General features: G+C 40.9%; 19 protein-coding genes. 7 read left to right on the forward strand and 12 right to left on the reverse strand.

Annotated features, from left to right (window positions below):
* The 7 genes from ACED20_RS09090 to ACED20_RS09120 all read right to left on the reverse strand — a co-directional run bounded on the left by ACED20_RS09090 (window position 1) and on the right by ACED20_RS09120 (window position 11,938).
* Window positions 1-453: a hypothetical protein gene (locus ACED20_RS09090; protein WP_294238419.1), complete on the reverse strand. Its 453-nt coding sequence runs from the start codon at window positions 451-453 to the stop codon at window positions 1-3.
* Window positions 454-530: 77 nt separating this feature from the next.
* Entirely contained in the window at window positions 531-1,895 is a 1,365-nt protein-coding gene (locus tag ACED20_RS09095; RefSeq protein ID WP_294238416.1) for a DUF5458 family protein, read from the reverse strand.
* 18 nt (window positions 1,896-1,913) lie between these two features.
* Window positions 1,914-2,360 (reverse strand): type VI secretion system contractile sheath small subunit, encoded by a 447-nt coding sequence (locus ACED20_RS09100; RefSeq protein WP_294199855.1) that lies wholly within the window; start codon window positions 2,358-2,360, stop codon window positions 1,914-1,916.
* A 257-nt stretch (window positions 2,361-2,617) separates the two neighbouring features.
* Window positions 2,618-4,717: a M13 family metallopeptidase gene (locus ACED20_RS09105; protein ID WP_378104240.1), complete on the reverse strand. Its 2,100-nt coding sequence runs from the start codon at window positions 4,715-4,717 to the stop codon at window positions 2,618-2,620.
* 262 nt (window positions 4,718-4,979) lie between these two features.
* On the reverse strand, window positions 4,980-7,007 hold the full coding sequence (locus tag ACED20_RS09110; protein WP_294199857.1) for a M13 family metallopeptidase: 2,028 nt from the start codon (window positions 7,005-7,007) through the stop codon (window positions 4,980-4,982).
* 195 nt (window positions 7,008-7,202) lie between these two features.
* Window positions 7,203-10,601: a polysaccharide deacetylase family protein gene (locus tag ACED20_RS09115; RefSeq protein ID WP_378104241.1), complete on the reverse strand. Its 3,399-nt coding sequence runs from the start codon at window positions 10,599-10,601 to the stop codon at window positions 7,203-7,205.
* Between the two features lie 86 nt (window positions 10,602-10,687).
* Window positions 10,688-11,938, reverse strand: a complete 1,251-nt coding sequence (locus tag ACED20_RS09120; protein WP_378104242.1) for a CinA family nicotinamide mononucleotide deamidase-related protein — start codon at window positions 11,936-11,938, stop codon at window positions 10,688-10,690.
* A gap of 106 nt (window positions 11,939-12,044) precedes the next feature.
* Between ACED20_RS09120 and ACED20_RS09125 the strand changes: the two genes are divergently transcribed.
* Entirely contained in the window at window positions 12,045-12,521 is a 477-nt protein-coding gene (locus ACED20_RS09125) for a hypothetical protein (RefSeq protein ID WP_294324166.1), read from the forward strand.
* 266 nt (window positions 12,522-12,787) lie between these two features.
* Here ACED20_RS09125 and ACED20_RS09130 read toward each other — a convergent pair whose 3' ends face one another.
* The 3 genes from ACED20_RS09130 to ACED20_RS09140 all read right to left on the reverse strand — a co-directional run bounded on the left by ACED20_RS09130 (window position 12,788) and on the right by ACED20_RS09140 (window position 16,125).
* Window positions 12,788-13,327 carry a lipocalin family protein gene (locus tag ACED20_RS09130; protein WP_294324164.1) on the reverse strand — a complete coding sequence of 180 codons (540 nt, stop codon included), beginning with the start codon at window positions 13,325-13,327 and terminating at the stop codon, window positions 12,788-12,790.
* A gap of 282 nt (window positions 13,328-13,609) precedes the next feature.
* Window positions 13,610-14,344 (reverse strand): LytTR family DNA-binding domain-containing protein, encoded by a 735-nt coding sequence (locus ACED20_RS09135; protein WP_294264618.1) that lies wholly within the window; start codon window positions 14,342-14,344, stop codon window positions 13,610-13,612.
* Window positions 14,341-16,125 (reverse strand): histidine kinase, encoded by a 1,785-nt coding sequence (locus ACED20_RS09140; protein WP_378104243.1) that lies wholly within the window; start codon window positions 16,123-16,125, stop codon window positions 14,341-14,343. Before ACED20_RS09140 ends, ACED20_RS09135 begins: the two co-directional genes overlap by 4 nt.
* A 385-nt stretch (window positions 16,126-16,510) precedes the next feature.
* Here ACED20_RS09140 and ACED20_RS09145 point away from each other — a divergent pair, with 385 nt between their 5' ends.
* The 4 genes from ACED20_RS09145 to ACED20_RS09160 all read left to right on the forward strand — a co-directional run bounded on the left by ACED20_RS09145 (window position 16,511) and on the right by ACED20_RS09160 (window position 18,784).
* Entirely contained in the window at window positions 16,511-16,900 is a 390-nt protein-coding gene (locus ACED20_RS09145) for a hypothetical protein (RefSeq protein WP_294264624.1), read from the forward strand.
* A 192-nt stretch (window positions 16,901-17,092) separates the two neighbouring features.
* Window positions 17,093-17,368: a hypothetical protein gene (locus tag ACED20_RS09150; RefSeq protein WP_294232039.1), complete on the forward strand. Its 276-nt coding sequence runs from the start codon at window positions 17,093-17,095 to the stop codon at window positions 17,366-17,368.
* A gap of 131 nt (window positions 17,369-17,499) precedes the next feature.
* Complete coding sequence (locus tag ACED20_RS09155) at window positions 17,500-18,174, forward strand: SIMPL domain-containing protein (RefSeq protein WP_294222723.1); 675 nt, start codon at window positions 17,500-17,502, stop codon at window positions 18,172-18,174.
* A 229-nt stretch (window positions 18,175-18,403) separates the two neighbouring features.
* Window positions 18,404-18,784, forward strand: a complete 381-nt coding sequence (locus ACED20_RS09160) for an STAS/SEC14 domain-containing protein (protein WP_294199875.1) — start codon at window positions 18,404-18,406, stop codon at window positions 18,782-18,784.
* Window positions 18,785-18,888: 104 nt separating this feature from the next.
* On the opposite strand, the gene ACED20_RS09165 is transcribed toward ACED20_RS09160, so the two are convergent.
* Window positions 18,889-20,091: an MFS transporter gene (locus ACED20_RS09165; protein WP_294238388.1), complete on the reverse strand. Its 1,203-nt coding sequence runs from the start codon at window positions 20,089-20,091 to the stop codon at window positions 18,889-18,891.
* A 139-nt stretch (window positions 20,092-20,230) separates the two neighbouring features.
* Between ACED20_RS09165 and ACED20_RS09170 the strand changes: the two genes are divergently transcribed.
* Window positions 20,231-21,085 carry an AraC family transcriptional regulator gene (locus tag ACED20_RS09170; RefSeq protein ID WP_294238385.1) on the forward strand — a complete coding sequence of 285 codons (855 nt, stop codon included), beginning with the start codon at window positions 20,231-20,233 and terminating at the stop codon, window positions 21,083-21,085.
* Between the two features lie 712 nt (window positions 21,086-21,797).
* Here the strand turns inward: ACED20_RS09170 and lipA are convergent.
* Complete coding sequence (gene lipA / locus ACED20_RS09175; protein WP_294238382.1) at window positions 21,798-22,664, reverse strand: lipoyl synthase; 867 nt, start codon at window positions 22,662-22,664, stop codon at window positions 21,798-21,800.
* A gap of 108 nt (window positions 22,665-22,772) precedes the next feature.
* Here lipA and ACED20_RS09180 point away from each other — a divergent pair, with 108 nt between their 5' ends.
* The gene (locus ACED20_RS09180; protein ID WP_378104244.1) at window positions 22,773-23,405 is read left to right on the forward strand and encodes a hypothetical protein; all 633 of its coding nucleotides are present in this window, start codon (window positions 22,773-22,775) and stop codon (window positions 23,403-23,405) included.
* Window positions 23,406-23,469 lie beyond the last annotated feature (64 nt).

Genomic DNA, 23,469 nt, shown 5'->3' on the forward strand with positions numbered 1-23,469 from the left:
TTATTGTTCAGATTTTACCGAATAGACGGGTGCCGCTTTCAGCCACTGGTATTTCAGGTGCATCGGTTTGGCTATAAAACGGTAGCCTTCGAGTTTTTTGAGATAAATATAAGAGGTGGAATCTCTTTTAAACATCAATCGTTGACCGGAAAGAAACTGAAACGGAAAGCTTACCACGGAATCCCTCGTGGTTTTAAGAACTTTCCCGGAAAGGACACGGTAGATAAAAATGGGTTTTCCGCGGCCGGAAGACTGGTCGACCAGCTTAATATCTACTGAAGAAACCACCAGATCGCTTTCGTAAAAACATTCCTGGGGTTTCATGATGTAAGCTTTTCCTTCCTGCCTTTCGTCTGCAAAAAGGTCGATTTTCTGATTGTGCTGCAGTTTTTTATCTTCACAACCGAATACAATGAATACCAATGGCAAAAAATAGAACAGCCTGCCTTTCATAATACTTTTTTTAATAATTCGGTAGAAAAAAACCGATGTGAAAATCCCATCGGTTTAATATTTTAATACGGTTAAGATCAATCCTGAAGGTATTCAGCATCCCATTCGTTGCCGTCGTCACCTTTATGTCCGTCCAGTTTGATCACAAAACTTTTCGTAGGGAAATAAGGCGTTAAACGAATATCCAGCCATACCCGGTCTTTATTGACTTTATCCTGCTCGAAACGGACGATCTTGAACTTTTCGATCAGCTTGTCCGGACCTTTGATCCCGTCAAGGAAGGTAACGATCTGTCTTCTCAGATCATCCTCATTCTTGGCATTCCAGTTTTCGAAAGCCCTTCTGTTCAGGAAATCGAGCAGTACTTTTGTCACATAATCGAATACACGAACTACGGAATAGGTTTGTAATCCAATATTGTCTCCGGTAAATAAAGTTTTCGCAGAGAAGGCCATGATTTTTCCGTATTCATTCACCATAGGCACCAATCCCATTTTTTCAAGCTGGGAAATTTCACTTTTCTTAAGCTCGAATTTTACAGCGTCTACTTCGTTTATGTTTCCGTGCTTTTTCCCCGCAGCTACCTGGGACATAAGTGTTTTATGGATTTTTCCAGCTAATGAGGTGGAAGGCGGAAGCTCAACGTTTTCTTCTTCGCCTACTTCTTCGGCTTTTCCCCGGCCTACAAGCCAGTTGCACGTCATGATCACATTACTTCTGTGCAGTTCGCCACCCGTAAGGTTGGCAGAATGGAAAAGATCCACCACGTCGTCCGGCTTGTCAAGGTTTGCGAAATCCGTAATCATCATGACTTTATTCTCATTACAGATTTTGGCCCATTTTTCAATAACCTTATTGGAACCCAGGTATCCCGGAATCGCCAGGATCGAGTAATTATCCCTAAGATCCAGACGGTCGTAGTAGTTTTTGAATTCTTCTGCGACAGCATCTATGAATAATGGATTATCAAGGTCCGAAACCTGGTCCAGACTTGCATTTACAATGCTCACATTGTCTACTTTATCCAGCTCCGTATTTTTATAGAACTGCGCCACCGTTCTATAGTTGGTCTCAAGCATACGAACGGAGTCCAATGTATTTTTTAAATTTAATTTTAGATTCTGGTCGGCAGCCTGGGCTTTTGCTTTGCAGGTATCTGCCATCTGATCTGCAGATTCGTTTCCTTCCAGCAGTTGTACCCAAAGGTTGATTTTCTGAAGAAGCTCTTTCCTTTCATCGGCTTTGTTGCTGTCGTTCAGGAAGATTTCCTTTCTGGCTTTCCTGGTAGGGTTCATATTGGCGATGCCGTCTACAACGGATTCTACAAAACCAAAGCCCCCTATTTTATTGAGTTCGGCAAGCGGATTACCTTTGGGTTGGCCCGCGTGTTGCTGCTGCCCCTGCTGTTGTTGGTTTTCAGCTGCCTGTAATTTACTGTCCATGATTCATACGTCTTTAGGTTATTTTTCAAGTTCTTGGGCCACTTCTTTCAATACTTCCACAAATGCAGCCCTGGTCTGATCATTTTCCAGCATGTTCCGCAGAATTTTATTGGTTTTCAGCTGGCGTACGATTTTATTGTACTGCTCCTGCTCCATGCTGAGCTTCTGTAAGTATTCCGATTTCTGAGTAAGATGTTTGGGAGTGAAGTCTGCAAGATTCCGGAACCGGAATTCTTCTTCTACGATATTACCGTCTTCCGTTTCGTGCTGAACCTGCACCGAAGGCTGGAAATGCCTGAAGACGTCTTCCACGGTTTTTAATCCTGTTACGATTTCAGGAACGTAAGATTCATCTGTTGTAAGCTGGCTCACTATCAGCGATTTATTCTCCTGAATCTGCTGTATAGCTTCATTCGCGTCTACTTTTACCTCGTTTCCGCCAACGCCATAATTAAACATTGCCATATTATTGTTATTTTGAGATTTCTTATTGTGGTGTTCATTGTTTTTATCAGCATCAAATAACTGACCAATCCAATGCTTAAATTTAAAAAAAAACTGTAACATAAAAAATTTTGTTAAGATTTTTTTGAAATATTATTCATCATAATAAGCATCAGTAAAAAACCGATATTTACGATATCACTAAACTAGAAAAAATTAAATAAAAAAACGCATCATTTCTGATACGTTTTTCATTTCTAACAATTTTCCGGCTTTTATTACCAGATTTTTATCCTGTCCTGAGGTGCTTTGTACATTTTGTCGCCCGGCTTGATATCGAATGCCTTGATGAAAGAATCCTGGTTCACCAACGGCCCGAATGCCCGGAAAACACCCGGCGAATGCGGATCGGTTTTCACCTGGTTGGTCATATACTGGTCGGTAGATTTTGTTCTCCATACGGTTGCCCAGCTCATAAAGAACCGCTGATCCTGAGTAAATCCGCTGATCGGTCCCGGATTGCCGTGGTCTTTCAGGTACATCTGAAGCGCATCGTAAGCAACGGCAACTCCTCCAAGATCCCCGATGTTTTCACCACTGGTGAATTTACCGTTCACAAAACTTCCCTTTACCGGCTCGTAAGCACTGTACTGGGCTGCCAACTGGGCTACTTTCGCATCAAAGTTTTTACGGTCGGCATCCGTCCACCAGTTGTTCAGGTTACCGTCTCCGTCGAATCTGGAACCGCTGTCATCGAAACCGTGAGAAATCTCGTGGCCGATTACTGCTCCGATTCCGCCGAAGTTTACCGCCGCATCAGCCTTCGGGTTGTAGAACGGAGGCTGAAGGATTGCCGCCGGGAAAACGATTTCGTTGTTCGATCCGTTGTAGTAAGCATTTACCGTCTGCGGCGTCATGCCCCATTCCGATTTATCAACAGGTTTTCCTACTTTGTCGAGACTTCTCTGATACTGCCATGCGGAAACATTCTGTAAATTGGAATATAAAGTTGCTCCTGCTTTCGGGGATTCCACTTTTAATTGCGTATAATCTTTCCATTTGTCCGGATAAGCGATCTTCACGGTAAATTTCGATAATTTTTCCTGTGCTTTTACTTTAGTTTCCGGAGACATCCAATCCATATCGTTGATATGGGTTTTGAATGATTTTAAAATATAATCGATGTACGTCTCCATTTGCGCTTTGGCTTCAGGAGTAAAGTATTTTTCAACATACAGTTTTCCGAATGCTTCCCCTAAAACATCGTTTACCAGAGAAAGTCCTCTCTTGTTCATCGGACGCTGTTCTTTCTGCCCCTGAAGGTATTTGGAATAGAAATCGAATCTGATCTGCTCCAGGTTCTCATCCAGGTTGCTTGCGTTTCCGTTAATCAGATGATATTTCAGATAATCTTTCAGCAACGGAAGGTTCTTCTGGTTAAGGAAAGAATCCATATTCTGGTAATATTTCAGCTCGCCTATGATTACTCGATCGGTATTTACCCCTGCTTCTTTTAAGTATTTCGGAAGGTTGATATTTTTTACGAGTGCCGGCAGTTCGGATACATTTTTAGGATTGTATCTTAAATTGGCATCCCTGTTCTGCTCAAGGGTCAGCAGGTAATTGGCCAGCTGTTTTTCGAAATCCACTACGTTTTTAGCAGCAGCATCCGCATTTTTATATCCGAGTACACCAAATAATCTTCCGACGTACGATTGATATTCTGCAAGGGTTTTGGTATTTGCTTCATTTACTTTCTGATAGTAATCTCTTCCCAATCCAAGATCCGGACCGCCCAGATAAACCGCATTCATAGTAGAATTTTTCATATCGGCACTTACCCTCCATCCGTAAAAGGAGTTATCGCCCACTTTCGTAGCCTCCAGCAAGTATTTCTGAAGATCATTCAGGTTTTTAATGGCATCGATTTTTGCCAGGTCCCCTTTTATAGGGGCAAGACCTTCCGCATTTCTTTTTCCGGTATCCATAAATGAAGCATACAGGTTCTGGATTTTCTGGCCTTCTGAACCGGCAGGATAAGATTCTGATAGAATTTTATTTAAGATATCCAGAGAAGCGTCATCCACATTTTCCCTCAGGGCATTGAAAGATCCCCAACTCGCTTTATCGGATGGAATCTGGGTGGTTTTCACCCAATTTCCGTTTACATAGCTGAAAAAATCATCCTGTGGACGTACTGCTTTATCCATATAGGCCAAATTCAGTCCTTCTTCTTTCACTTCTTCTTTTTTTACCGGATCCACAGCCATTTCCTTTGTCATTTCCGGCTTCTGGGCATCCGCCGTCTTTGCCGTACCACACGAATTTAAGAATACCAAGCCGGAAAAGGCAAGTATCCCGATATTTAGCTTTTTCATTTAAATATATTTTGATTTACACAAACTTACCAAATATACAAATTTATTGCAATCTGGTACCGCTTATTCGTACCACAGAAAATGTAAGAGTCTGCTTAATTTTTAATTTAGAAGAGCTGTAAAAAGGTTTTGGCTAAAGCCGGATTTCCTCGAATTTGAAAACAGGCTAAAGCTCGTTTCTATCGATAGAGTTGCAAGATACCAGGTTCTAAAAAAGAAAAACCGCTCATTACTGAACGGTTTTTTATGATTTAAAGAAGGGCTACCAGATTTTGATTCGGTCTGCCGGCTTCTTATACAATTTATCGCCTTCTTTCACATCAAATGCTTTGTAGAAAGCATCAACGTTCGTTAAAGGTCCGAAGCTTCTGAAATACCCCGGAGAGTGCGGATCGGTTTTCACCTGATTTACCATATATTTTTCACTGGATAAAGTTCTCCAAACGGTTGCCCAGCTCAGGAAGAAACGTTGATCCTGGGTATATCCGCTGATTACTCCCGGATTCCCTTTATCTTTCAGATACATTTGCAGCGCGTCATAAGCGATATTTACTCCACCTAAGTCGGCAATATTCTCACCGTTAGTGAAAGTTCCGTTAACGAAAGTTCCTTTTACCGGCTCGTATTTGTCGTATTGCGCAGCCAGCGCTTTGGTTGCTTTTTCGAAGTTGGCTTTGTCTTCCGGTGTCCACCAGTCTACCAGGTTTCCGTCTGCATCGAACTGTGCTCCGGAATCATCGAATCCGTGGCTCATTTCGTGACCGATAACCGCTCCGATTCCTCCGAAGTTCACCGCAGCATCTGCTTTTGGGTTGAAGAACGGCGGCTGAAGGATGGCAGCCGGGAATACGATCTCGTTGTTTACCGGGTTGTAGTAAGCATTTACCGTCTGTGGTGTCATTCCCCACTCTGATTTGTCTACCGGTTTTCCGATTTTCGCAAGGTCTTTGTTGTACTGCCATTCCGTGATGTTCTGAAGGTTGGAATACAGGTTTCCTCCTTTGGATTCCGGAACGATGGTTAACTTTGAATAATCTTTCCACTTATCCGGATAAGCCACTTTTACCGTAAACTTATTCAGTTTCTGCATCGCTTTTTCTTTCGTAGTTGAAGACATCCACGCTAAATTATTGATGTGAACGGCAAAACTCTTCTTTAAGTAATCGATAAGTTCCACCATCTGCGCTTTCGCTTCTGCAGGGAAATATTTCTCAACATACAACTTTCCGAATGCTTCGCCCAAAGTTCCGTTGATGAGCTCAAATCCTCTTTTGTTCAGCGCTCTCTGTTCCTGCTGCCCTCTCAGGTATTTACCGTAGAAAGCAAACCTCATGTCCCCGATCTTTTCGCTTAAATAAGAAGCACTGCCGTGGATCATGTGGAATTTCAGATAATCTTTGATTACAGGAAGATTCTGTGTATTAATAAATTTGTCCAGATTTTTATAATAGCCTAATTCTCCGATAATTACCTTATCCGACGTTACGCCAACTTTTTTAAGGTAACCCGGAAGGTCTACATTTTTCACCAGTGCAGAAAGTTCTGCCATGGTTTTAGGGTTATACTGAAGCGTATTGTCCCTGCTCTGTTCATTGGTAAGATACGTCTGTGCGATACTCTTTTCGTAATCAACAATCCCTTTTGCGGCTGTATCGGCATTTTTATATCCTAATTCTTTCAGCATGGAAGCCACATACTTTGTATATTCTGCCAATGCTTCGGTATTCTTTTCATTAACTTTCTGATAGTAGTCTCTTCCCAATCCTAAAGAAGCGTCTCCCAAATATACCGCGTTCATTTTAGAATCTTTAAGATCCGCATCCACACCCCATGCATAGAAATTATTTTCCCCTTCTTTCGTTACGGAAATTAAATAATTCTGAAGGTCATTCAGATTTTTAATAGCATCAATTTTGTTAAGCGTTGCCTGGATCGGCTTGATCCCATCCGCATTTCTCTTGGACATATCCATATACGATGCGTAAAGGTCCTGGATCTTTTTGCCTTCTGTTCCGTCTGCAAACTTATCTTTTAAAAGAGAGTTAAGGATGGTCATGGAATTATTGTCCGTATCCTCAGCCAGTTTGTTGAAACTTCCCCATGTCGGTTTATCAGAAGGAATTTTAGCCGTTTTCATCCAGGTACCGCTTACATAGCTGTAAAAATCGTCCTGCGGACGTACCGATTTATCCATCAGACTAAGGTCCAGACCTTTATCTGTCGCCTGTGCGTTCACTGTCTGTGAACATATTCCTCCTAATAAAAGCAGAGAAAGCGTTAATTTTTTCATTATAATTACAATTTATACGATAAGTATATCTTTTTTTTTATTTGTTACTGTACAGCGGAAACAAATTTAACCAAATATTAAAAATCCATTTACAATTATCTTTTTAAATTTTCTATAGGTCCATATTGTTTCTTCGATAGTTATTTTTTTGTTAAAATTTTAAATCATCTATTTGATAATCAAACCGAATGATACTTACGAAGTCTGAATTTCCTTCACGTTCCCTGTTCTTTTCAGGAATCCCCAGGATTGCATTTCTCCTTTTAAAGCCCTTCTTAAACTTCTGAACAGGACAATGTACATCAGCCAGCGGTAACCGAACCTTTGTGGAATAACGTACAACAGGTTGACGAATTTCTCCCGCTGCATAATGAAGGCGATAAAAGCCAGCGAAGCATCTACCAGCAGGAAGATCAGATAATAGCTGAATATCTTGCCGCCATTTCCTGATAAAATCCCGAAGAACATGATGAGGTCTGCCATCGGCGAGAAAAACGGAATGATATACTGGAAAAGCAAAATATTAGGCATGGCCCATAATCCAAGCCCTTTATATTTCGGATTCAGGAAGGTCTGCCTCTGTTTCCAGAACATCTGCATAATTCCGTAGGTCCATCTGAAACGCTGTTTTAAAAACTGCTTTACGCTTTCCGGGGCTTCCGTTACGGCCACCGCTCGGTTTTCATTGGCCACGGTGTAGCCTTTTCTGAGAATTTTCACCGTGATGTCGCAATCTTCAGCCAGGGTGTCGGAAGAGTAACCGCCCACCTCTTCGATCGCCGATCTTTTAAAAGAACCGATAGCTCCCGGAATTACCGTGATGGCATTGATATAAGCATAGGCCAACCTGTCGAAATTCTGACTGGTGGTATATTCAATCGACTGCCATTTGGTAAGCCAGTTTACGGTATTTCCCACTTTTACGTTTCCTGCAACGGCAGCAATTTTCTCTTCCTGGCCTGCATTTAAGAATCGGGCGATTAAATATTTCACGGCATCCTGCTCCAGTTTGGTATCGGCATCGATGCAGACTACATACTCCGCATCGGTTCTGGAAATCCCGAAATTAAGAGCCGTCGCTTTTCCGCCATTGGCTTTGGTAAATATTTTTAGTTTCGGGTGATCTGAAAATGCAGTTTTCGCTTTCTCATAGGTAGAGTCTTTGCTGCCGTCATCAACCATAATGACATCGAAATTCGGATAGGTCTGCTTTAACAGGTTGTTTAGGGAAGAAACGATATTCACCTCTTCATTATATGCGGGAACGATGATGGAAACCTTCGGATAACTTTCCAGCACCGGGAATTCTCCCAGCTTTTTTTCTTTTTTCTTTTCTTTAAACGCCCAGTACAGCATGATGAATAACCTGATAAGTCCCAACCCTATAAAAATTGTGAACAATGCTACAAGGAAATGACTGATCCCATAGATCACCGTTGCCAGCACCAGGTTAAGCTGCATCACATAGTACGCTCTGGTTTTAGGTACTTCCGGCATCAGTTCACTTCTTTTCTTGTGAAGGATGCTGGTAAGATTGGTAAAATGATATCCCTGTTTCTGCAGGGTCGGAATTAAAATTTTCAGTGCTTTTACGGTTTCTTCCCGAGTATCGCCACCCGCGTCGTGTAACAGGATGATATTTCCCCGTTCCGCTTTTACGCCGGCCATTACCCTTTTTACGATTTCATCGGCCTTAATGCCGGGCTGCCAGTCTTCAGGGTCGATATTTTCACCGATGTCGAGGTAATTCTGCTGTCTTGCCAATGCCACGGGAATAATTTCCTCGGAAGTTGTTGGCTCAGAATCGGCGTTATATGGTGCCCGGAACAGGATGGTGCTGTGTCCGGTAATGCATTCGATAAGCAGCCTTGTAAGCTTCAGTTCGAGCAACGCCCTTTCGGGACTGACTTTCGCTACGTTTTCGTGGGTAAAGGTATGATTTCCGATTTCATGGCCTTCGCGGTAAATTCTTTTCACCAGCGGAAGGTTTTTTTCGGCATTTAATCCGACAAGGAAGAATGCAGCGGGAACGTGGTATTTGGAAAGAACATCCAACACCTGCGGCGTGTAGGTTTCATCCGGCCCGTCGTCAAAAGTAAGAACCAGCTCTTTCTGCGGAGCTCCGCCATACTTTTTCACTTCGTAAGAACTCGGATAGGTGATATAATTTTCATCGGTTATGATTTTCTCTTTCGGATCGATTTCCAGGGCTATCTTTCCGTCATGCGGAGTGTTCAGAACATCCAACACTTCCCCGTCACCGATATAATCCACCATGGTTTGTCCTTTTACATTTTCCAGGACTTTTAAATTTAATTTTGAAAGCCCGGCAAACGTTAAGTCTTTATCGTAAAAATTCCAGATCCGGCTGTCTTCGCTACCCAGCCTCCAGAGGGCAGTTCCGGCGAGCGGATATTCCGAGGAGAAACGCATGGTGTTGAAAATCGAAGCGGCATCGTTGAAAAATACGGTGTGGGTGTTATTCTTGGAATCGGTATAAGAATAATTCAGATTAAAAGTATTGTCATCGAAATTAATTGTCGCCTTACTGGCACTGGCTTTGGTGATCGCCTGCATGTAGGTCACGGAACTGTTGTCGTTTTTATCGGTACTCCAGTCGTAGCCATAAGCTCCCAGCCCCAGGATGATTTTTTCGGGTGAGATTTTCTTTAATATTTTTCCGGTCTGTGCTTCGATCCATTTCTGTGAGGAAATAGGCCCGGCATCGCTGTCTGCGGAATATTCGTCGTAGGCCATCAATACAAAATAATCAACATACGGACTCAGTTTTTCAACATTGTAATCGTCGTTATCCGTCATGATGTCCATGGAAACCAGCAATTTATTCTGTTTAAACGTATCCGAAAGCTCTTTCATAAAAGCAATCAGGTTTTCGTCGGAATCCAGATTCATATCTTCAAAGTCGATATTGATGCCTTTGAAATGCAGTTTCTGGCATTCCATTGTAAGCTTCCGGATCAGCTTTGTTCTTTTCAGAGGATCTTTCAGTACTTTCCCCAATCCTTCCGAATGGAATTCCTGATTAAAATTATTGCTGAGGATCGGCATGGTTGCTACGCCCGTCCTTCTTATTACTTTATATCCTTCCGGATCAACATTGGTTTTCAGGTCTCCTGTTTTAGGATCCAGGAAGAACCATTCCGGGAAGACCAGGTTGATATGCCGGATGTTTCTTTTCAGGGACATCAGGGATTGCGGATCCCAGGCTACATAGAATGCAGAACGGATCCCGCCCGGAAATTGTGACCAGTTACGGTTCTGGTTTTTAAATCTTTCAGCTCTTGCCTTTCTGATCTTGGCAAGGTTGGTATGTATGGTTTTTTCGGAAATAAAGCTTCTGAAACCTTTGTATTCTTTTGATATTTTATTTTCCTGAAGATAGGGTTTGCTGGCGGTGATCACCGCTTTGTAATCTTCCTTGAAAGGAATTTTCGGGCTTCTGCCGAATTTCATCATCAGACCCAGCGCCAGAAAAAGCAGCACCGCAACAAAGATAAAAATACGGCTTCCCCACTGCACATTCCTCCAACGCTTTTTGTTGTTGGTCTGAAAGATCTGTTTTGAATTTTCCACCACTTAAACTTTTAGTTTTAAATTACAAAAGTCGTGAAATATCCGGTTATATTCAATTAAAAAAATATTAAAATCAAAATTTACTTTCAGTTATTAATAAGAATGCCTACCAAATCCTGAATAATCTTCTGTGCTACGAAATACATAAAATCCAGCCTTTCCAGATGTGGCATATACAATTTGGATGTCACTTCCGTATCGTGTACACGGATGGTGTAAAAGACCGTTCCTACCTCATTGCCGTCCTCCCCTTTTCCTGGCCCCGCCACTCCTGTTGTGGACAGTGAAATATCGGTATTAAATAATTTCTGACAGCCTTTTGCCATTTCTGCCGCCACCTGTTCACTGACCACTGTAAATTCTTCTACGGTTTCTTTCTTTACATTTAAAATACCGATCTTCTTTTCGGCAGCGTAGGGAATGATCCCGCCAAGGAAATAATTGGAACTTCCGGGAACGGATGTGATCATCTTTGCGAGTTCTCCTCCGGTACAGCTTTCCGCCGTGGAAATGGTGAGTTTTCTTTCTGTTAAAATCCCGGCAAGGATTTTTTCGATTTTATCTTCGGAAGTGGCAATTACATTGTCTTTAATCAAAGGCAACAGTTTTTGGATTTCCTCTTCCAGTTGCTGCTGTAAAGCCGTTTCGTTTGACCCCGTGGCCGTGAGACGTAATTTAACACGGGTTCCCACCGGCAGATAAGAAAGAGAAAGATTTGAAGGCAAAGCCAGCTCCCAGTTTTCAACAATATCTGCTAAAATGCTTTCAGGAATGCCTACTACGGAAACAATTCTTGTGGAAATATAATTTAAGCTGAATTTTTCATGTAAATAGGGAATAATCTGGTCTTTGATCAGCGGTTTCACTTCATACGGAACCCCAGGCAGGCTGAACAAAAGTTTTCCGTTCTCTTCCATCATGGTACACGGTGCTGTTCCGAAATGATTCTGAAAAACTCTTGACCTTGTCGGAACAAATGCCTGCTCCCGGTTTCTTTCCAGGATTTCCAGTCGGCCGCGTTTTTCCATGTAAGCTTTCAGATGGTTGAAGGTGGCCTCATCCAAAGCAAGTTCGTCATTAAAAAATTCGGCAATGGCTTTTTTGGTTTTGTCGTCTCGGGTGGGTCCCAAACCTCCGGTCGTAATAATAACATCCCCTGTTTCAAAAGCAGTGCGGATGGTCTTTTTTATGGTCTCAATTTCGTCTGAAATGGTAAAGATCTGCAGAACTTTTATCCCGATGTTTTTAAGTTCGTTCGCAATAAAGTTGGAATTGGTATCTATCGTGTTCCCCGAAAGGATTTCGTCACCAATGGTGATCAGAACAGCATTTTTCATATAATATGGGTAGAAAAAATTTCTACGCAAATGACGGAAATTTCTGTCTGCCGGGCAATATAAATTGATTTTTTCTATTTTTGACGGAAATTGTTAAACTATCATTATGTCTAAATACGACGATGCTTCGTGGCATTACGGCGGAGATTTTCCAGAAGAGCTTTCTGAAAACAACGGAGCCACGCACACCGGGATGTTCCTTAATTGGTGTATCAATAAAGGCCTGATCTCCGGGGAATTAAAAGAAGACACCGGAGAAGAAATCGAAAAGATCAGACGCCGTGAAATGACGGGTGCTGAATTTGTGATGGATTGTATGGACGGGAAGTTCTCGGAACATGACCTTAATGCGATGGGAAATGCCTTTGCACAGGATTATTACAAGGACGAAACAGATTTCGGAAACCTATTTAGCTCATTTGCAGACGATTATGTAAATCTCTTTGATACGAAAGCTGAAGAGAACGATTATGAATACGAAACCTTCTATCATATTGAAGATACCTATGAAAACTATGACCTGATGAAACAGGTGATCGATCATCGTTTTGAGGAATGGAAAGAGTATAAAGGTTTGAACTGAAAATCTTAACACATAAGAAACATAAGATTTTAGGCTTTTGGCTTTGAGAATATTTTAGAACACATGAGAAAGAAAATCTGAGATTTTACAACCGATATGCATTGTACTTGTATTGACTCCGTCGAATCTTCGATTTCCGCAGGAATCTCAGCGTAGTATTAGCATCGTGCGAAAGATTTGCGTGTAGATTCCTGCGGAATAACAAAGTAATGATAGATTTGTTTTTTTAAAAATGGATCATTGATAATTAATGACCGATTTTCAATTTAATCATGCTTCACCCAAATCAACTCCTCGGTATTATAGCCTACATTTTTTGCTTTTGCAAGAAATCTTTGCTTAATGCTGTCCGGGATTTCTTTGGTCCGTGAAAGGATCCACAGGTATTTTAAATTGTTACCCATGATTAAAGCATACTGGTAATTGTCATCGATATCAACAACATTATACCCGGCCCAGATCGGCTTGAAGAAAGAAACTTTTAATCTTGCTTCATTTTCACCGTTTATAAACCGGGCTTCGCCGATGGATTCTTTCCATTCTTTTTTTACGTAGTTATAGCCACGGTTATCGACCCTAATGGTTCCGTCAGGATTTTTAGAATAAGTAGCCGTCACGTTATCCATGTTTTTCTCGAATTTATAATCGAAACGGGCTATTTCGTACCATTTGCCAAGGTATTGATCAACTTTGAAGTTCTGAACTGCGGTAGCACCTTTCGGAATTCCAGCAGCACAGGAGTTTAAAATTACGAGTCCTAAGATTCCCAGTGAAACGGGAATAGCAATTTTCTTCAGCATTTTCATAACAGAATATTTTTGTGGTATCCTGAATTCTTCAAAAATGATGCCTGAAAGGATTGCGGCTTTTCTTTCTTCAAGAGCCTGTTTTAAATTTAGCCTTTGTTTTTCAACATTAAGAATTAAGATATTTTAGCTAAAAAAAAAACAATTCATCAGTTTCTTCGCAGTATATCACCTGTTTTACTGAAATCGTCATATTAAAGTGAAGCATAAACAAAGTTTATTTTAATTCAGAAAATTAAGAGTAATGACGGAATATTTTATAAATAAGAATCCAAACAGTTTCTATGAAAAAACCTTCAGGAAATTATCCTTAAAACTGCCGGAGACTTCGATTTCTGTATCGTCGGAAAGAGTTACGGTTCCGCTTTTATGGTAGGATTTTACAAAACGCGTATTGATGATGTGCGAACGGTGAACTCTTACAAAAGGGGATTCAAGGAGGTCGTCGAAATGCTTCAGGAAGCGGCAGACCATCTTCTTGGAACCGTCCGTAAGGTAAACCTGGGTAAAGTTGCCATCCGCCTGGAGCCTGATGATATCTTCTGTCTTTACGACGTCAAAGCCTTGTAAAGTAGGAAGAATCAGCTGTTGTTTCTCCGGTTTTAATTTTAAATTTTCGAGTAATATTTTATTCCGGTTGAGCGCTTCTTTGTTCTCAATGCTTTCTGCCGCTTTGTTTACCGCCACGATAAGCTCCTGAATATCGATAGGCTTCAGGATGTAATAGCTTGCCGATTTGTTCAGTGCCTGTAAGGAATACTGTGAAAACGCGGTAATGAAAATGGTTTCATAGGAAAAGTCTTTGGTGGCTTCCAGAACATCAAAGGCATTCCCGAAGGGCATTTCGACATCCAGGAATACAAGCTGCGGTTGTTTATCGGCAATTATGGGAACGGCTTGTGTGATGTTTTCAGCTTCCCCTAAAATTTCGACCTGCGGACAGTATTTGGTGAGATAGCTCCTTAAAACTTCTCTCGCCATCAGTTCATCGTCTACGAGTACGGCTTTTATTTTCATTTATTCAGCAATTTATAGGTGATTTCCACAGCAACTCCCTGTGCATTTTTTTTATCGGTGATCTTACACTGTATATCCTGGTGATGGAGGTCATTCAGCAACGCAATCCGCTCCAGTGTATTTTTCATACCCCGGCCTTTCCGGGCTTTCTGGTGTTCCGTTTTCTGCTTTTTGCTTTCTTCGATACCGATGCCGTTGTCTTGAATCGTTATTTTCAGATTTTGATCTTCCTTTTCAAAATGCAGGGTCAGAAATCCTTTGGTGGTCCTGTAACGAAGTCCGTGCCAGATGGCATTTTCGAGGAAGGGCTGCACGAGCATTCCGGGAACTTTCAGGCTTTGGGTATTGAGATTTTCATCCACCTCGATTTCATAGTCGAATTTATCGGCAAAGCGTGTTTTTTCCAGCGCCAGGTAATTCTGCAAGAGGTCCAGCTCCTGCTGAAACGGAATAAAGTCTTCCGTGGAGTTCTCCATTACGCAACGCATCAGCTTTGAAAATCGTGTTAAATACTGATTCGCTTCCAGTTCGTTATTCGTAGCAATAAAATGGTTTACCGAATTTAAGCTGTTGAAAATAAAATGGGGATTCATTTCACGGCGGAGCGACTGTAGGGCGATCTTTTTATTTTTTACCTGAACTTTTTTCAGGGTTCTGAAAATGAACAAAACCAGCGCGATGAGAATAACCACAGCGGCAATCAGGCTGTAATTAAAAACATTTTTCTTGCGGATCAATTCGTCTTTTAATTGTTTTTCCTTTTCAAGCTGCGTGATTCTCTGCTCGTTATCCTCCAGGATCTTTTCATCGACCAGGCTTTTGTCTTTGGAAACAAGTTCCGGCAGTTTTCCTAAAAAATCACGGTAAAGTTTTACCGAAGCATCCGTATTTCCGGAAACACTATAAAGACTGTCTAGTTTTTTCACGCTTTTCCGGGCCTCCAGGGTGTGGCGTTTCTCAAGAGCGATCCTGTATGATTTTTTCAACAAGCCTATGGCTTCTTCCGGATCATTTTTCTTAATGTAAATGTCTGCCAGTTCGCGGATCTGCTCGACTTCCTTTTTAGAATTTTTCTTTACGAAATCTTCTTTCAACATTGTCTTTTTTGTTGCAATAGCTTTGTCAAATTTTCGATTGTCTACATAGAAATCAGTCAGTTTCTGATTGATTTCCAAAGCCTGTTGCGGGGCTTCCTTTTTGGAGATTCTATAAGCACTTGTAAGATTGGCCTCCGCTTTCGGAATATCATTTTGCTGAATATTTACATCCGCCATCTGGCTGTAGCTTGTTGCCAGCGCACTGTTATCCTTTTCTTTTTCGTTCAGCCGGATATTGCTCTGGATGGCTTCTTCTTTTGCTTCAGGAGAACTTACGGAGAGCCGGGTTACATCATTGGAATTGAGAACACGGCTTTTAGGCGGGCTGACCTCTGCCGCTCTGTTGTAATTGCTGATGGCCGGGATAAACTTATTCTGTTTTTCCTGAGACTGTGCCAATTTACGGCTTGTCTTTTCAATATTGGACCTGTCATTTAGTTTTTCATAAATGGCTTTAGCTTTGGCATAATATTCTTCACTTTTGCGGAAATTACCGTCTTTAAAGAAAGTTTCACCAATGTTGTAGTAGGAATCAGCCTGTGCGGATTCGTCTTCGGTATCGACTGCCTTTTCCAGTTTTTTGGTCTGCATCCGCACCTCTCCCACCACATTACCGCTTTGGGCATGCACCATATTTACAAAAATCACTGAAAAGAAAACGGTAAAAAGTCGGAGCATCTTCATAAAACAAAGATATACATATCTGTCATTTGCTGAAAACGATTCACCAAGTGGAAACGGAAACCCACCAAGTCTGCCGTTTTTCTCCGGGATCCGAACCTAATTTTACGGCAGAATTTTAAATTTTATGATCATGAAAAATTTTTCACCCTTGTTTTCAGTCTTATGTTTTCAACTTTCTTTTCCATAAGTCTCCGGAAAAATCAATTACGGAAATCAGATCCAATATCCGGAAGTTAATATCAACATTGCTGCTCTACTCATTATTTCGGAAACGAATAAGGATTATCAGTATAAAAGGCATGGCCTTTTATCAAAGAATGAAATTTATGATCTTGTACGGGTAGACTATTTTGCCGCCACCATCAAAAATATCCGTAAAGAACTGATGGCCAAAGCCAAAATACTTCTGGAGGAGAAGATGAAAAACCTGGCGTATTTTTCAGGGGACGATTTTACCAACGCAACAAAAAATGTAAATGATGGCTTCAGGACGCTTCTGCCTACGGAAATTTATAAATCGTATGAATCCTACAACAGTTCGTCACTGGCGCTTACCAGGTTTGCCAATGTAAATCCGGCAGCCAAGTCCGTAACCATGTATTATCAGCCTGTCCCGGACAAAGAATTCGATTTTGTTATTAATCCGGTTGTTCACGAACCCGTTATCCAAATACTCTACGAAATAAAACTCAGCATCAAAAGAAATCCCGAAAGAAAAATAACAGCAGAACTGAAAGCGTCAAAAAAAGAAAAAAAGCGTTTCAGGTTGTTTTAAAAACATGCTTATGAAAGATTTTAACTTCCGTAGCAAAATCTTAATATTAATTGAAATTCCGTTAACAGTCAACCGGTTAGCATTGAGTACATTTGTTTAAAACCAATCATGATTATGAAAAAACACTTTTACTTTTTGGGCTTATGCGCTTTATTCCTGCAAAACTGCTCTTTTCTGGAGCAAAGCAATTTCATGGAAACGAAAATTATCTCCAGTGACCCCAACGAGAAAATTATTTACAAATATTACCAGACGGGAGTTCATGATTATAAAGTGGATTTTTATTCGGTAGATAAAGCCGGCACGACAAAATTGTTTGAACATTATTTTAACGATGCTCTTTTCGCTTCAGAACCTTATCATATTTCCGAAAACGATGAGGCACTTATTATTAAAACAAGACTCTTTTCACAGGCTAGAACCTTCGTTACCAGAAGCGGGAAATCGATCATTTTAACAAACCGGTAGCTGATTGTAAAATACTGCTCTTTTCAGGTATATTCACCAAGTCAAACCTCAGTTTCACCATGTCTCACAGTTTTATATTTTAATTCTTTTGTAATTTTACTTTAGAAATTTAAAATTAAAAAAAGGAAATTATGAGATTGAGACATTTTTTACTGATCGGATTTCTGGTATTCGGAAGCCTGATCAACGCACAGGAAATTAAAAAAAATTTTATTGAAGTAACGGGAGTAGCGGAAATGGAAGTGGAACCGGATGAGATCATTTTCAATATCGGCATCAAAGGCGATAATAAAAACCAGCTGGCCGACAATGAAAAACAGCTGTTCGAGATCTTGAAAAGCAATGGGGTGAAAAACGAAGACATCAAATTCAAATCGATGTACCAGAATATGTATTCCAAAGTGAAAGTTTTCACAAAAAACCTTCAGTTTAAGGTCACCAAGAAAACGGATGTGGGAAATCTTTTTGAAAGCCTCAACCAGAAATGGGTAACCAGCATCAACATCAGCGAAATCAAGAACACCAAAATCGCCGATTTCAGAAAAACCGTAAAGGTGAATGCTTTGAAAGCTGCCAAAGAGAAAGCCGACTACCTGCTGGAAAGCATCGGTAAAAAGGCGGGAATGCCTCTTGAGATTACAGAAATTGAAGATTATACCAGCGATACCATCCTGCCGATGAACTTCAGAAGCAAAGTAGCCAACATCCAGATGGAAGCTGCAGATGCCAACGTAGATTATTCATTTGATAACATCGATAATATTAAGCTGAAATACAGCATCAAAACGAAATACGAAATTCTTTAACCTATTTTATACGAGCTGAGATTTTTTTCAGCATACATATATATTTTGAGTGTGCAACCCGTGGCCGAAACGACTGCGGGTTTTTTCATCGTAAAACAAATAGATTACAGATATCTTTATGTTTTTTTCATCTAAAAAGGAATAAATTATCTTTAATACCACAAAAATTGGAGTGATGGTTTAATTGTTGTTATCAACTTAAAATCAACCACCATAATATATTTGCAATATGATAACGATTATTCCAGAGGCTCCTGAGAATGTTGCCGCTTTCAGCGCAATAGGAGATGTGACGAAAGAAGACTTTGAAAACCTTGTACTTCCTCATGTACAAAGGAAAGTAAATGAGTATAACGAATTGAATTATCTATTGTATCTGGATACAGACCTGGATAAGTTTACCATGGGTGCATGGCTGCAGGATGCTTTGTTAGGCTTGAAAAACCTGACGATGTGGAACAGGGCAGCCATTGTTACCGATAAGGAAGGAGTGCAGAACTTTACTGATATTTTCAGTGTCGTGATGCCGGGAGAATTTAAATCTTTCCCGAAAGGAAACCTGTACAATGCCTTGTACTGGTGCAAAAACGGGAATGAAGTGGAAGCGTAAACAGCTTATTATAAAAACAACGGAAGACTGTCTTTCTTAAGGGGCAGTCTTTTTTGTTTGATGTATTAAAAAGGCTGCTCCTTCCGGAGCAGCCTTTATTTATTTTATTGATCACAAGAAACGCATTCTGCAGCCATTTCATTTTTATGTAACTTCTGCGAAGCATACAACTGTTTGTACCGGAAAGCAATTACCAGTCCTATCAGCGTCATTCCCACCCCGACCAGAGACGGATAATTATAGGAATATCCTTTTTGCAAAGGAATCCCTCCCAGAAAAGCCCCCATGGCATTGGCACAGTTGAAAGCTGCCTGCATAAAGGCTGCCGCCATCATTTCGCTTTTCGGAGCTGCCTTCATCATCATGATGTTGATCGGAGCTGCTACCGACATGGATAAAGCCCCACAGATAAAGGTTAATACCAGAGAAATGATTTTGTATTCCGAAAAGAAAAAAACGCCGCCCAATGAAACCATCATCAGGGTCATCAGCAGGACACAGGTTTTTTCAGGGTTAAGCCTGTCCGACAAGTATCCGCCAACCAGGTTTCCGACCACCATCCCCGCTCCGGCCAGGATCATGACATAAGCCATCTGACTTTCCTTAATCCCCGAAACAATCGTCATCAGCGGAGTGATATAACTGAACCAGGTGAAAAGACCTCCGAAACCAATGGCTGTAATCATCAAAACAAGCCAGGCTTGTTTTCCTTTAAGAAATTTCATCTCTTCCATAAAACGGGTGTCCTGATTGGTTTCCAGCACAGGAAGCCAAAGTTTTAAAAACAGGAGAGCCAGCAGTCCGATCACCGAAACAATGGCAAAATACCATCTCCAATGAAAAGTATGCCCGATATAGGTTACCAAAGGAACCATCGCCAGGTTGGCAATAGTAAGCCCCGTAAACATCAAGGAAATATAAAATGCCTCTTTTCCTTTCGCTGCCATTCTGGTAGCTACGACGGTCCCCACTCCGAAAAACGCACCATGCGGAAGTCCCGAAAGGAAACGGATGATCATCATGGTCGTATAATCCGGTGCAACAGCCGATAAAGCATTGAATATGGTAAAAATTACCATCAGGGCGATCAGCACTTTCTTCGGCGGAAACTTTACCGAATAGCCGATCAGCATTGGTGCGCCGACGACAACCCCGAAGGCATAAGCCGAAATCAGGTGTCCCGCCTCTGGAATGCTTATCCCCAGGCTTCTCGCCATATCGGGAAGCAGCCCCATAATGGTAAACTCGGTAGTTCCGATTCCCAGTCCGCCGATGGCCAGCGGTATTATTCTCTTATCAATCTTCATTGTATTGCCTTTTAACTAATTTCAAAGTGCAAAAGTCGACAGAATTTACCGGTTATACTTTAACGGAAATGATATAAATTTGTTCTGTATTAACAATTTTAATTAAATTTAAATTAATTATTAATCAAAAGAGAACCTAATGAAAATCCAGAAGGAGATTATTGAATTTGAAGAAGGCAAATCTTTCAAGCTGTTTTCACCATCGCTTAAAAATTGCTTTTTCTGGCATTACCATCCGGAAACGGAACTTGTCTATGTGGAAGCCAGCAACGGCATCCGTCATGTAGGAAAAAATATTTCAGATTTTAAAGACAGCGATCTGCTGCTGATCGGATCCAACGTCCCTCATCTCAATTTTGACTATAAAATCCAGACGGAATGCAAACAGCTGGTCCTGCAAATGCGGGAAAATTTTCTGCAGGAATACATCTCCCCCGTGCCGGAATTTAGATATATCAGAAAACTGCTGGAACGTTCTTACCTGGGTCTATCGTTTTCAGGCGAGACAAAACGGATTGTTGTGAACAAGCTTCATGAGATGAGAAACGAGAATTCATTCAGTTCGTTTATGGGACTTATTGAAATCCTGCAGATCCTCGCCCAGTCTGATGAGGTAAAGGAACTGAATACCGAAGATACCCGGATCAAATGGTTTCTGAACGATAAGATCCGGATGGGAACCATCTACGATTATATTCATGAAAATTACGACAAAGCTCCCAATGTGAATGTGATTGCTGAAAATGTAAATCTCAGCACCCCCGCTTTCTGCCGGTATTTCAAGAAACAAACAAATATGACCTTTACCGACTTTGTTAATAATTACCGGATCAATCAGGCTAAATTGCTGCTGCTGCAAAATGCAGTGATCACGGAAGTCGGTTTTCAGGTCGGTTTTGAAAGCCTCTCCTATTTTAATAAACTGTTTAAAAAATACATTGGTGAAACGCCTTCTGCTTTTAAGAAAAAGCATTTGAGTAAAATAGCGAATTAGCCCTAGCAATTAACTTCAAAAATTTTAACCACAAAAGTCACAAAAGATTTAGTTTATTGCTTTGGGAATATTTTCAGATCACAAAAGAAGAAAATCTAAGATTTTCAGTGGTGCTGCATCAAACTAATGCGCGGTGGAGACACTCGGAGCCCTTGTCAAAGGCCGTATGAAATCCTTCAAGAGCCTCAACATAGCGCTAATATCAAGGTGAACTTATATTCTGCTTAAACAAATGAGCTATTTTAATTCAAACTAAACTATATATGCGTATTGTCAGGTTGAGGCTCCCGAAACCAAGCATTATCCGTGTAAATCTGTGGGAGATTATATTTGTTGCTAGTACTATACTTAGTTCCCTGCGGGAAATCGAAGATTCGACGGAGTCAATGACAAACAGAGTGCTGAAATATGATTTACCATAATTGTATGGAACGGCTGTCCGGTGAAGATTTTTTACCGCAAAAGTCACAAAAGATATTCATGCCGTAGAATAAAGTTAGATACCTGATGCTGGAAAAAGCGCGCAAAAGTTTTAAAAATCTTTGATTTTTAATCTCATGTGTGCTGAAATATTTTCAATCTATTCAAATCTTCTCTGTGACTTATGTGTTAAAAATAAATACAATCATTTGTGAAAATCCAGCAAATCTGTGGGAAAACCATAACCTATTCATAAAGCAAAAAAAACGCTCCAAAAAGGAGCGCTGTGTTTCTAGTGGATATGCTTTTCTGCGTGATAGGAGCTTCTCACCAATGGCGAACTCTCCACATGCCTGAAACCTAAACTTCTGGCAAAATCACCAAATTCATCAAATTCTTCAGGAGTAATGAATTTTTTTACCGGAAGATGCTTTTTGGTCGGCTGTAAATACTGGCCCAGTGTAATCACGTCTACATTGGCGTTCCGAATGTCTTCAATGGTCTGGAAAACCTCATCCTTCGTTTCACCAAGTCCCAACATAACACCGGTTTTGGTTCTTCGCTGACCGGCTTCTTTCAGGTATCTCAAAACGTCAAGGCTTCTTTCGTATTTAGCCTGAATTCTTACCTCTCTTGTAAGACGCTTTACCGTCTCCATATTGTGGGAAATAACTTCCGGAGCTACCTCTACCAAGCGGTCGATATGTTTGGTGATCCCCTGGAAATCAGGAATCAAAGTTTCCATCGTGGTTCCCGGAGAAATCCTTCTTACCGCATTTACCGTTTCCGCCCAAAGAATAGAACCCATATCTTTCAGATCGTCACGGTCTACCGAAGTCAAAACGGCGTGTTTGATCTTCATTAATTTGATCGAACGGGCCACTTTTTCCGGTTCATCCCAATTTACATCCATTGGCTTTCCGGTTTTTACCCCGCAAAATCCGCAGCTTCTGGTACAGATATTCCCTAAAATCATGAACGTCGCCGTCCCTTCGCCCCAGCATTCTCCCATATTCGGACAGCTTCCGCTCTGGCAGATGGTGTTTAATTTATATTTGTCCACCAAAGTCCTCAGTTCCCTGTAATTCTTACCGGTAGGCAGCTTTACGCGAATCCATTTTGGTTTCTGAACGGTTGTATCCTGAACTAAATTCTCCATTTATTTCTTAAATTGAGGGTCAAAGTTAGTGATTTTTTTATCGAAACAATCAAAGACCGGGATTGACGAAACCCATAATTTTGTATTTTTAAGTTTAAATTTGATTTTATGAAAAACATATTTTGCCTGCTGCTGATCCTGTTCAGTTCATTTTCTTTTGCTCAGAAAGAATTCCAGCCCAAAGGTGCGACGATGATTGAAACGGTGGACGGTGATCTGGACGGCGATCAGATTGCTGAAAAAGTAATCGTTTACAATACAAAAGATATCACGGAGTTCGGAAATATTCGTGAAATACAGATCCTGAAAAAAGCCAATGGAAAATGGACGATTCTGGAAAAGTCCAGAAATGCCATCCTTAAAAGCGGGGACGGAGGAATGATGGGCGATCCTTATCAAAGTACTGAGATTGAAAAGGGAATTTTAATGATTACCCAGGCTGGAGGGAGCAGCTGGAAATGGGGATATACCGACAAATACAGGTTTCAAAACGGCCGTTTTGAACTGATCGGTTATTCATCAAGCAGCGGAAAACCGGAAGAATATTCAACGGATGTTGATTTTAATTTATCAATAGGGCAGCTGACCTTTGAGAAAGAAGTTGAAAATACAAAAGAATACGGACCATCCAAAAAGGAAACGGTTATAAAAAAAGGATTGAAAATAAACCTGCAGAACAGGAATCAGGAAAAGCGAAGGGAAATTCTTCTGCCCAAGACAAAAGAGAAAGTTTATTTGTAATTTGATGCAGGCAGATTGTGAGTGTATAATGAAATCTAACGGTTTTTAAAAATTCGTTAGGTTT

Source organism: Chryseobacterium sp. sg2396 (genome assembly GCF_042610505.1).
In the GTDB taxonomy this organism is placed as follows: domain Bacteria; phylum Bacteroidota; class Bacteroidia; order Flavobacteriales; family Weeksellaceae; genus Chryseobacterium.

Excerpts from the sequence above, each read along its gene's own strand:
- ACED20_RS09090 (WP_294238419.1), bottom strand. The coding sequence starts at position 453 with ATGAAAGGCAGGCTGTTCTATTTTTTGCCATTGGTATTCATTGTATTC.
- ACED20_RS09095 (WP_294238416.1), bottom strand. The coding sequence starts at position 1,895 with ATGGACAGTAAATTACAGGCAGCTGAAAACCAACAACAGCAGGGGCAG.
- ACED20_RS09100 (WP_294199855.1), bottom strand. The coding sequence starts at position 2,360 with ATGGCAATGTTTAATTATGGCGTTGGCGGAAACGAGGTAAAAGTAGAC.
- ACED20_RS09105 (WP_378104240.1), bottom strand. The coding sequence starts at position 4,717 with ATGAAAAAGCTAAATATCGGGATACTTGCCTTTTCCGGCTTGGTATTC.
- ACED20_RS09110 (WP_294199857.1), bottom strand. The coding sequence starts at position 7,007 with ATGAAAAAATTAACGCTTTCTCTGCTTTTATTAGGAGGAATATGTTCA.
- ACED20_RS09120 (WP_378104242.1), bottom strand. The coding sequence starts at position 11,938 with ATGAAAAATGCTGTTCTGATCACCATTGGTGACGAAATCCTTTCGGGG.
- ACED20_RS09125 (WP_294324166.1), top strand. The coding sequence starts at position 12,045 with ATGTCTAAATACGACGATGCTTCGTGGCATTACGGCGGAGATTTTCCA.
- ACED20_RS09130 (WP_294324164.1), bottom strand. The coding sequence starts at position 13,327 with ATGAAAATGCTGAAGAAAATTGCTATTCCCGTTTCACTGGGAATCTTA.
- ACED20_RS09135 (WP_294264618.1), bottom strand. The coding sequence starts at position 14,344 with ATGAAAATAAAAGCCGTACTCGTAGACGATGAACTGATGGCGAGAGAA.
- ACED20_RS09140 (WP_378104243.1), bottom strand. The coding sequence starts at position 16,125 with ATGAAGATGCTCCGACTTTTTACCGTTTTCTTTTCAGTGATTTTTGTA.
- ACED20_RS09145 (WP_294264624.1), top strand. The coding sequence starts at position 16,511 with ATGGCCAAAGCCAAAATACTTCTGGAGGAGAAGATGAAAAACCTGGCG.
- ACED20_RS09150 (WP_294232039.1), top strand. The coding sequence starts at position 17,093 with ATGGAAACGAAAATTATCTCCAGTGACCCCAACGAGAAAATTATTTAC.
- ACED20_RS09155 (WP_294222723.1), top strand. The coding sequence starts at position 17,500 with ATGAGATTGAGACATTTTTTACTGATCGGATTTCTGGTATTCGGAAGC.
- ACED20_RS09160 (WP_294199875.1), top strand. The coding sequence starts at position 18,404 with ATGATAACGATTATTCCAGAGGCTCCTGAGAATGTTGCCGCTTTCAGC.
- ACED20_RS09165 (WP_294238388.1), bottom strand. The coding sequence starts at position 20,091 with ATGAAGATTGATAAGAGAATAATACCGCTGGCCATCGGCGGACTGGGA.
- ACED20_RS09170 (WP_294238385.1), top strand. The coding sequence starts at position 20,231 with ATGAAAATCCAGAAGGAGATTATTGAATTTGAAGAAGGCAAATCTTTC.
- lipA (WP_294238382.1), bottom strand. The coding sequence starts at position 22,664 with ATGGAGAATTTAGTTCAGGATACAACCGTTCAGAAACCAAAATGGATT.
- ACED20_RS09180 (WP_378104244.1), top strand. The coding sequence starts at position 22,773 with ATGAAAAACATATTTTGCCTGCTGCTGATCCTGTTCAGTTCATTTTCT.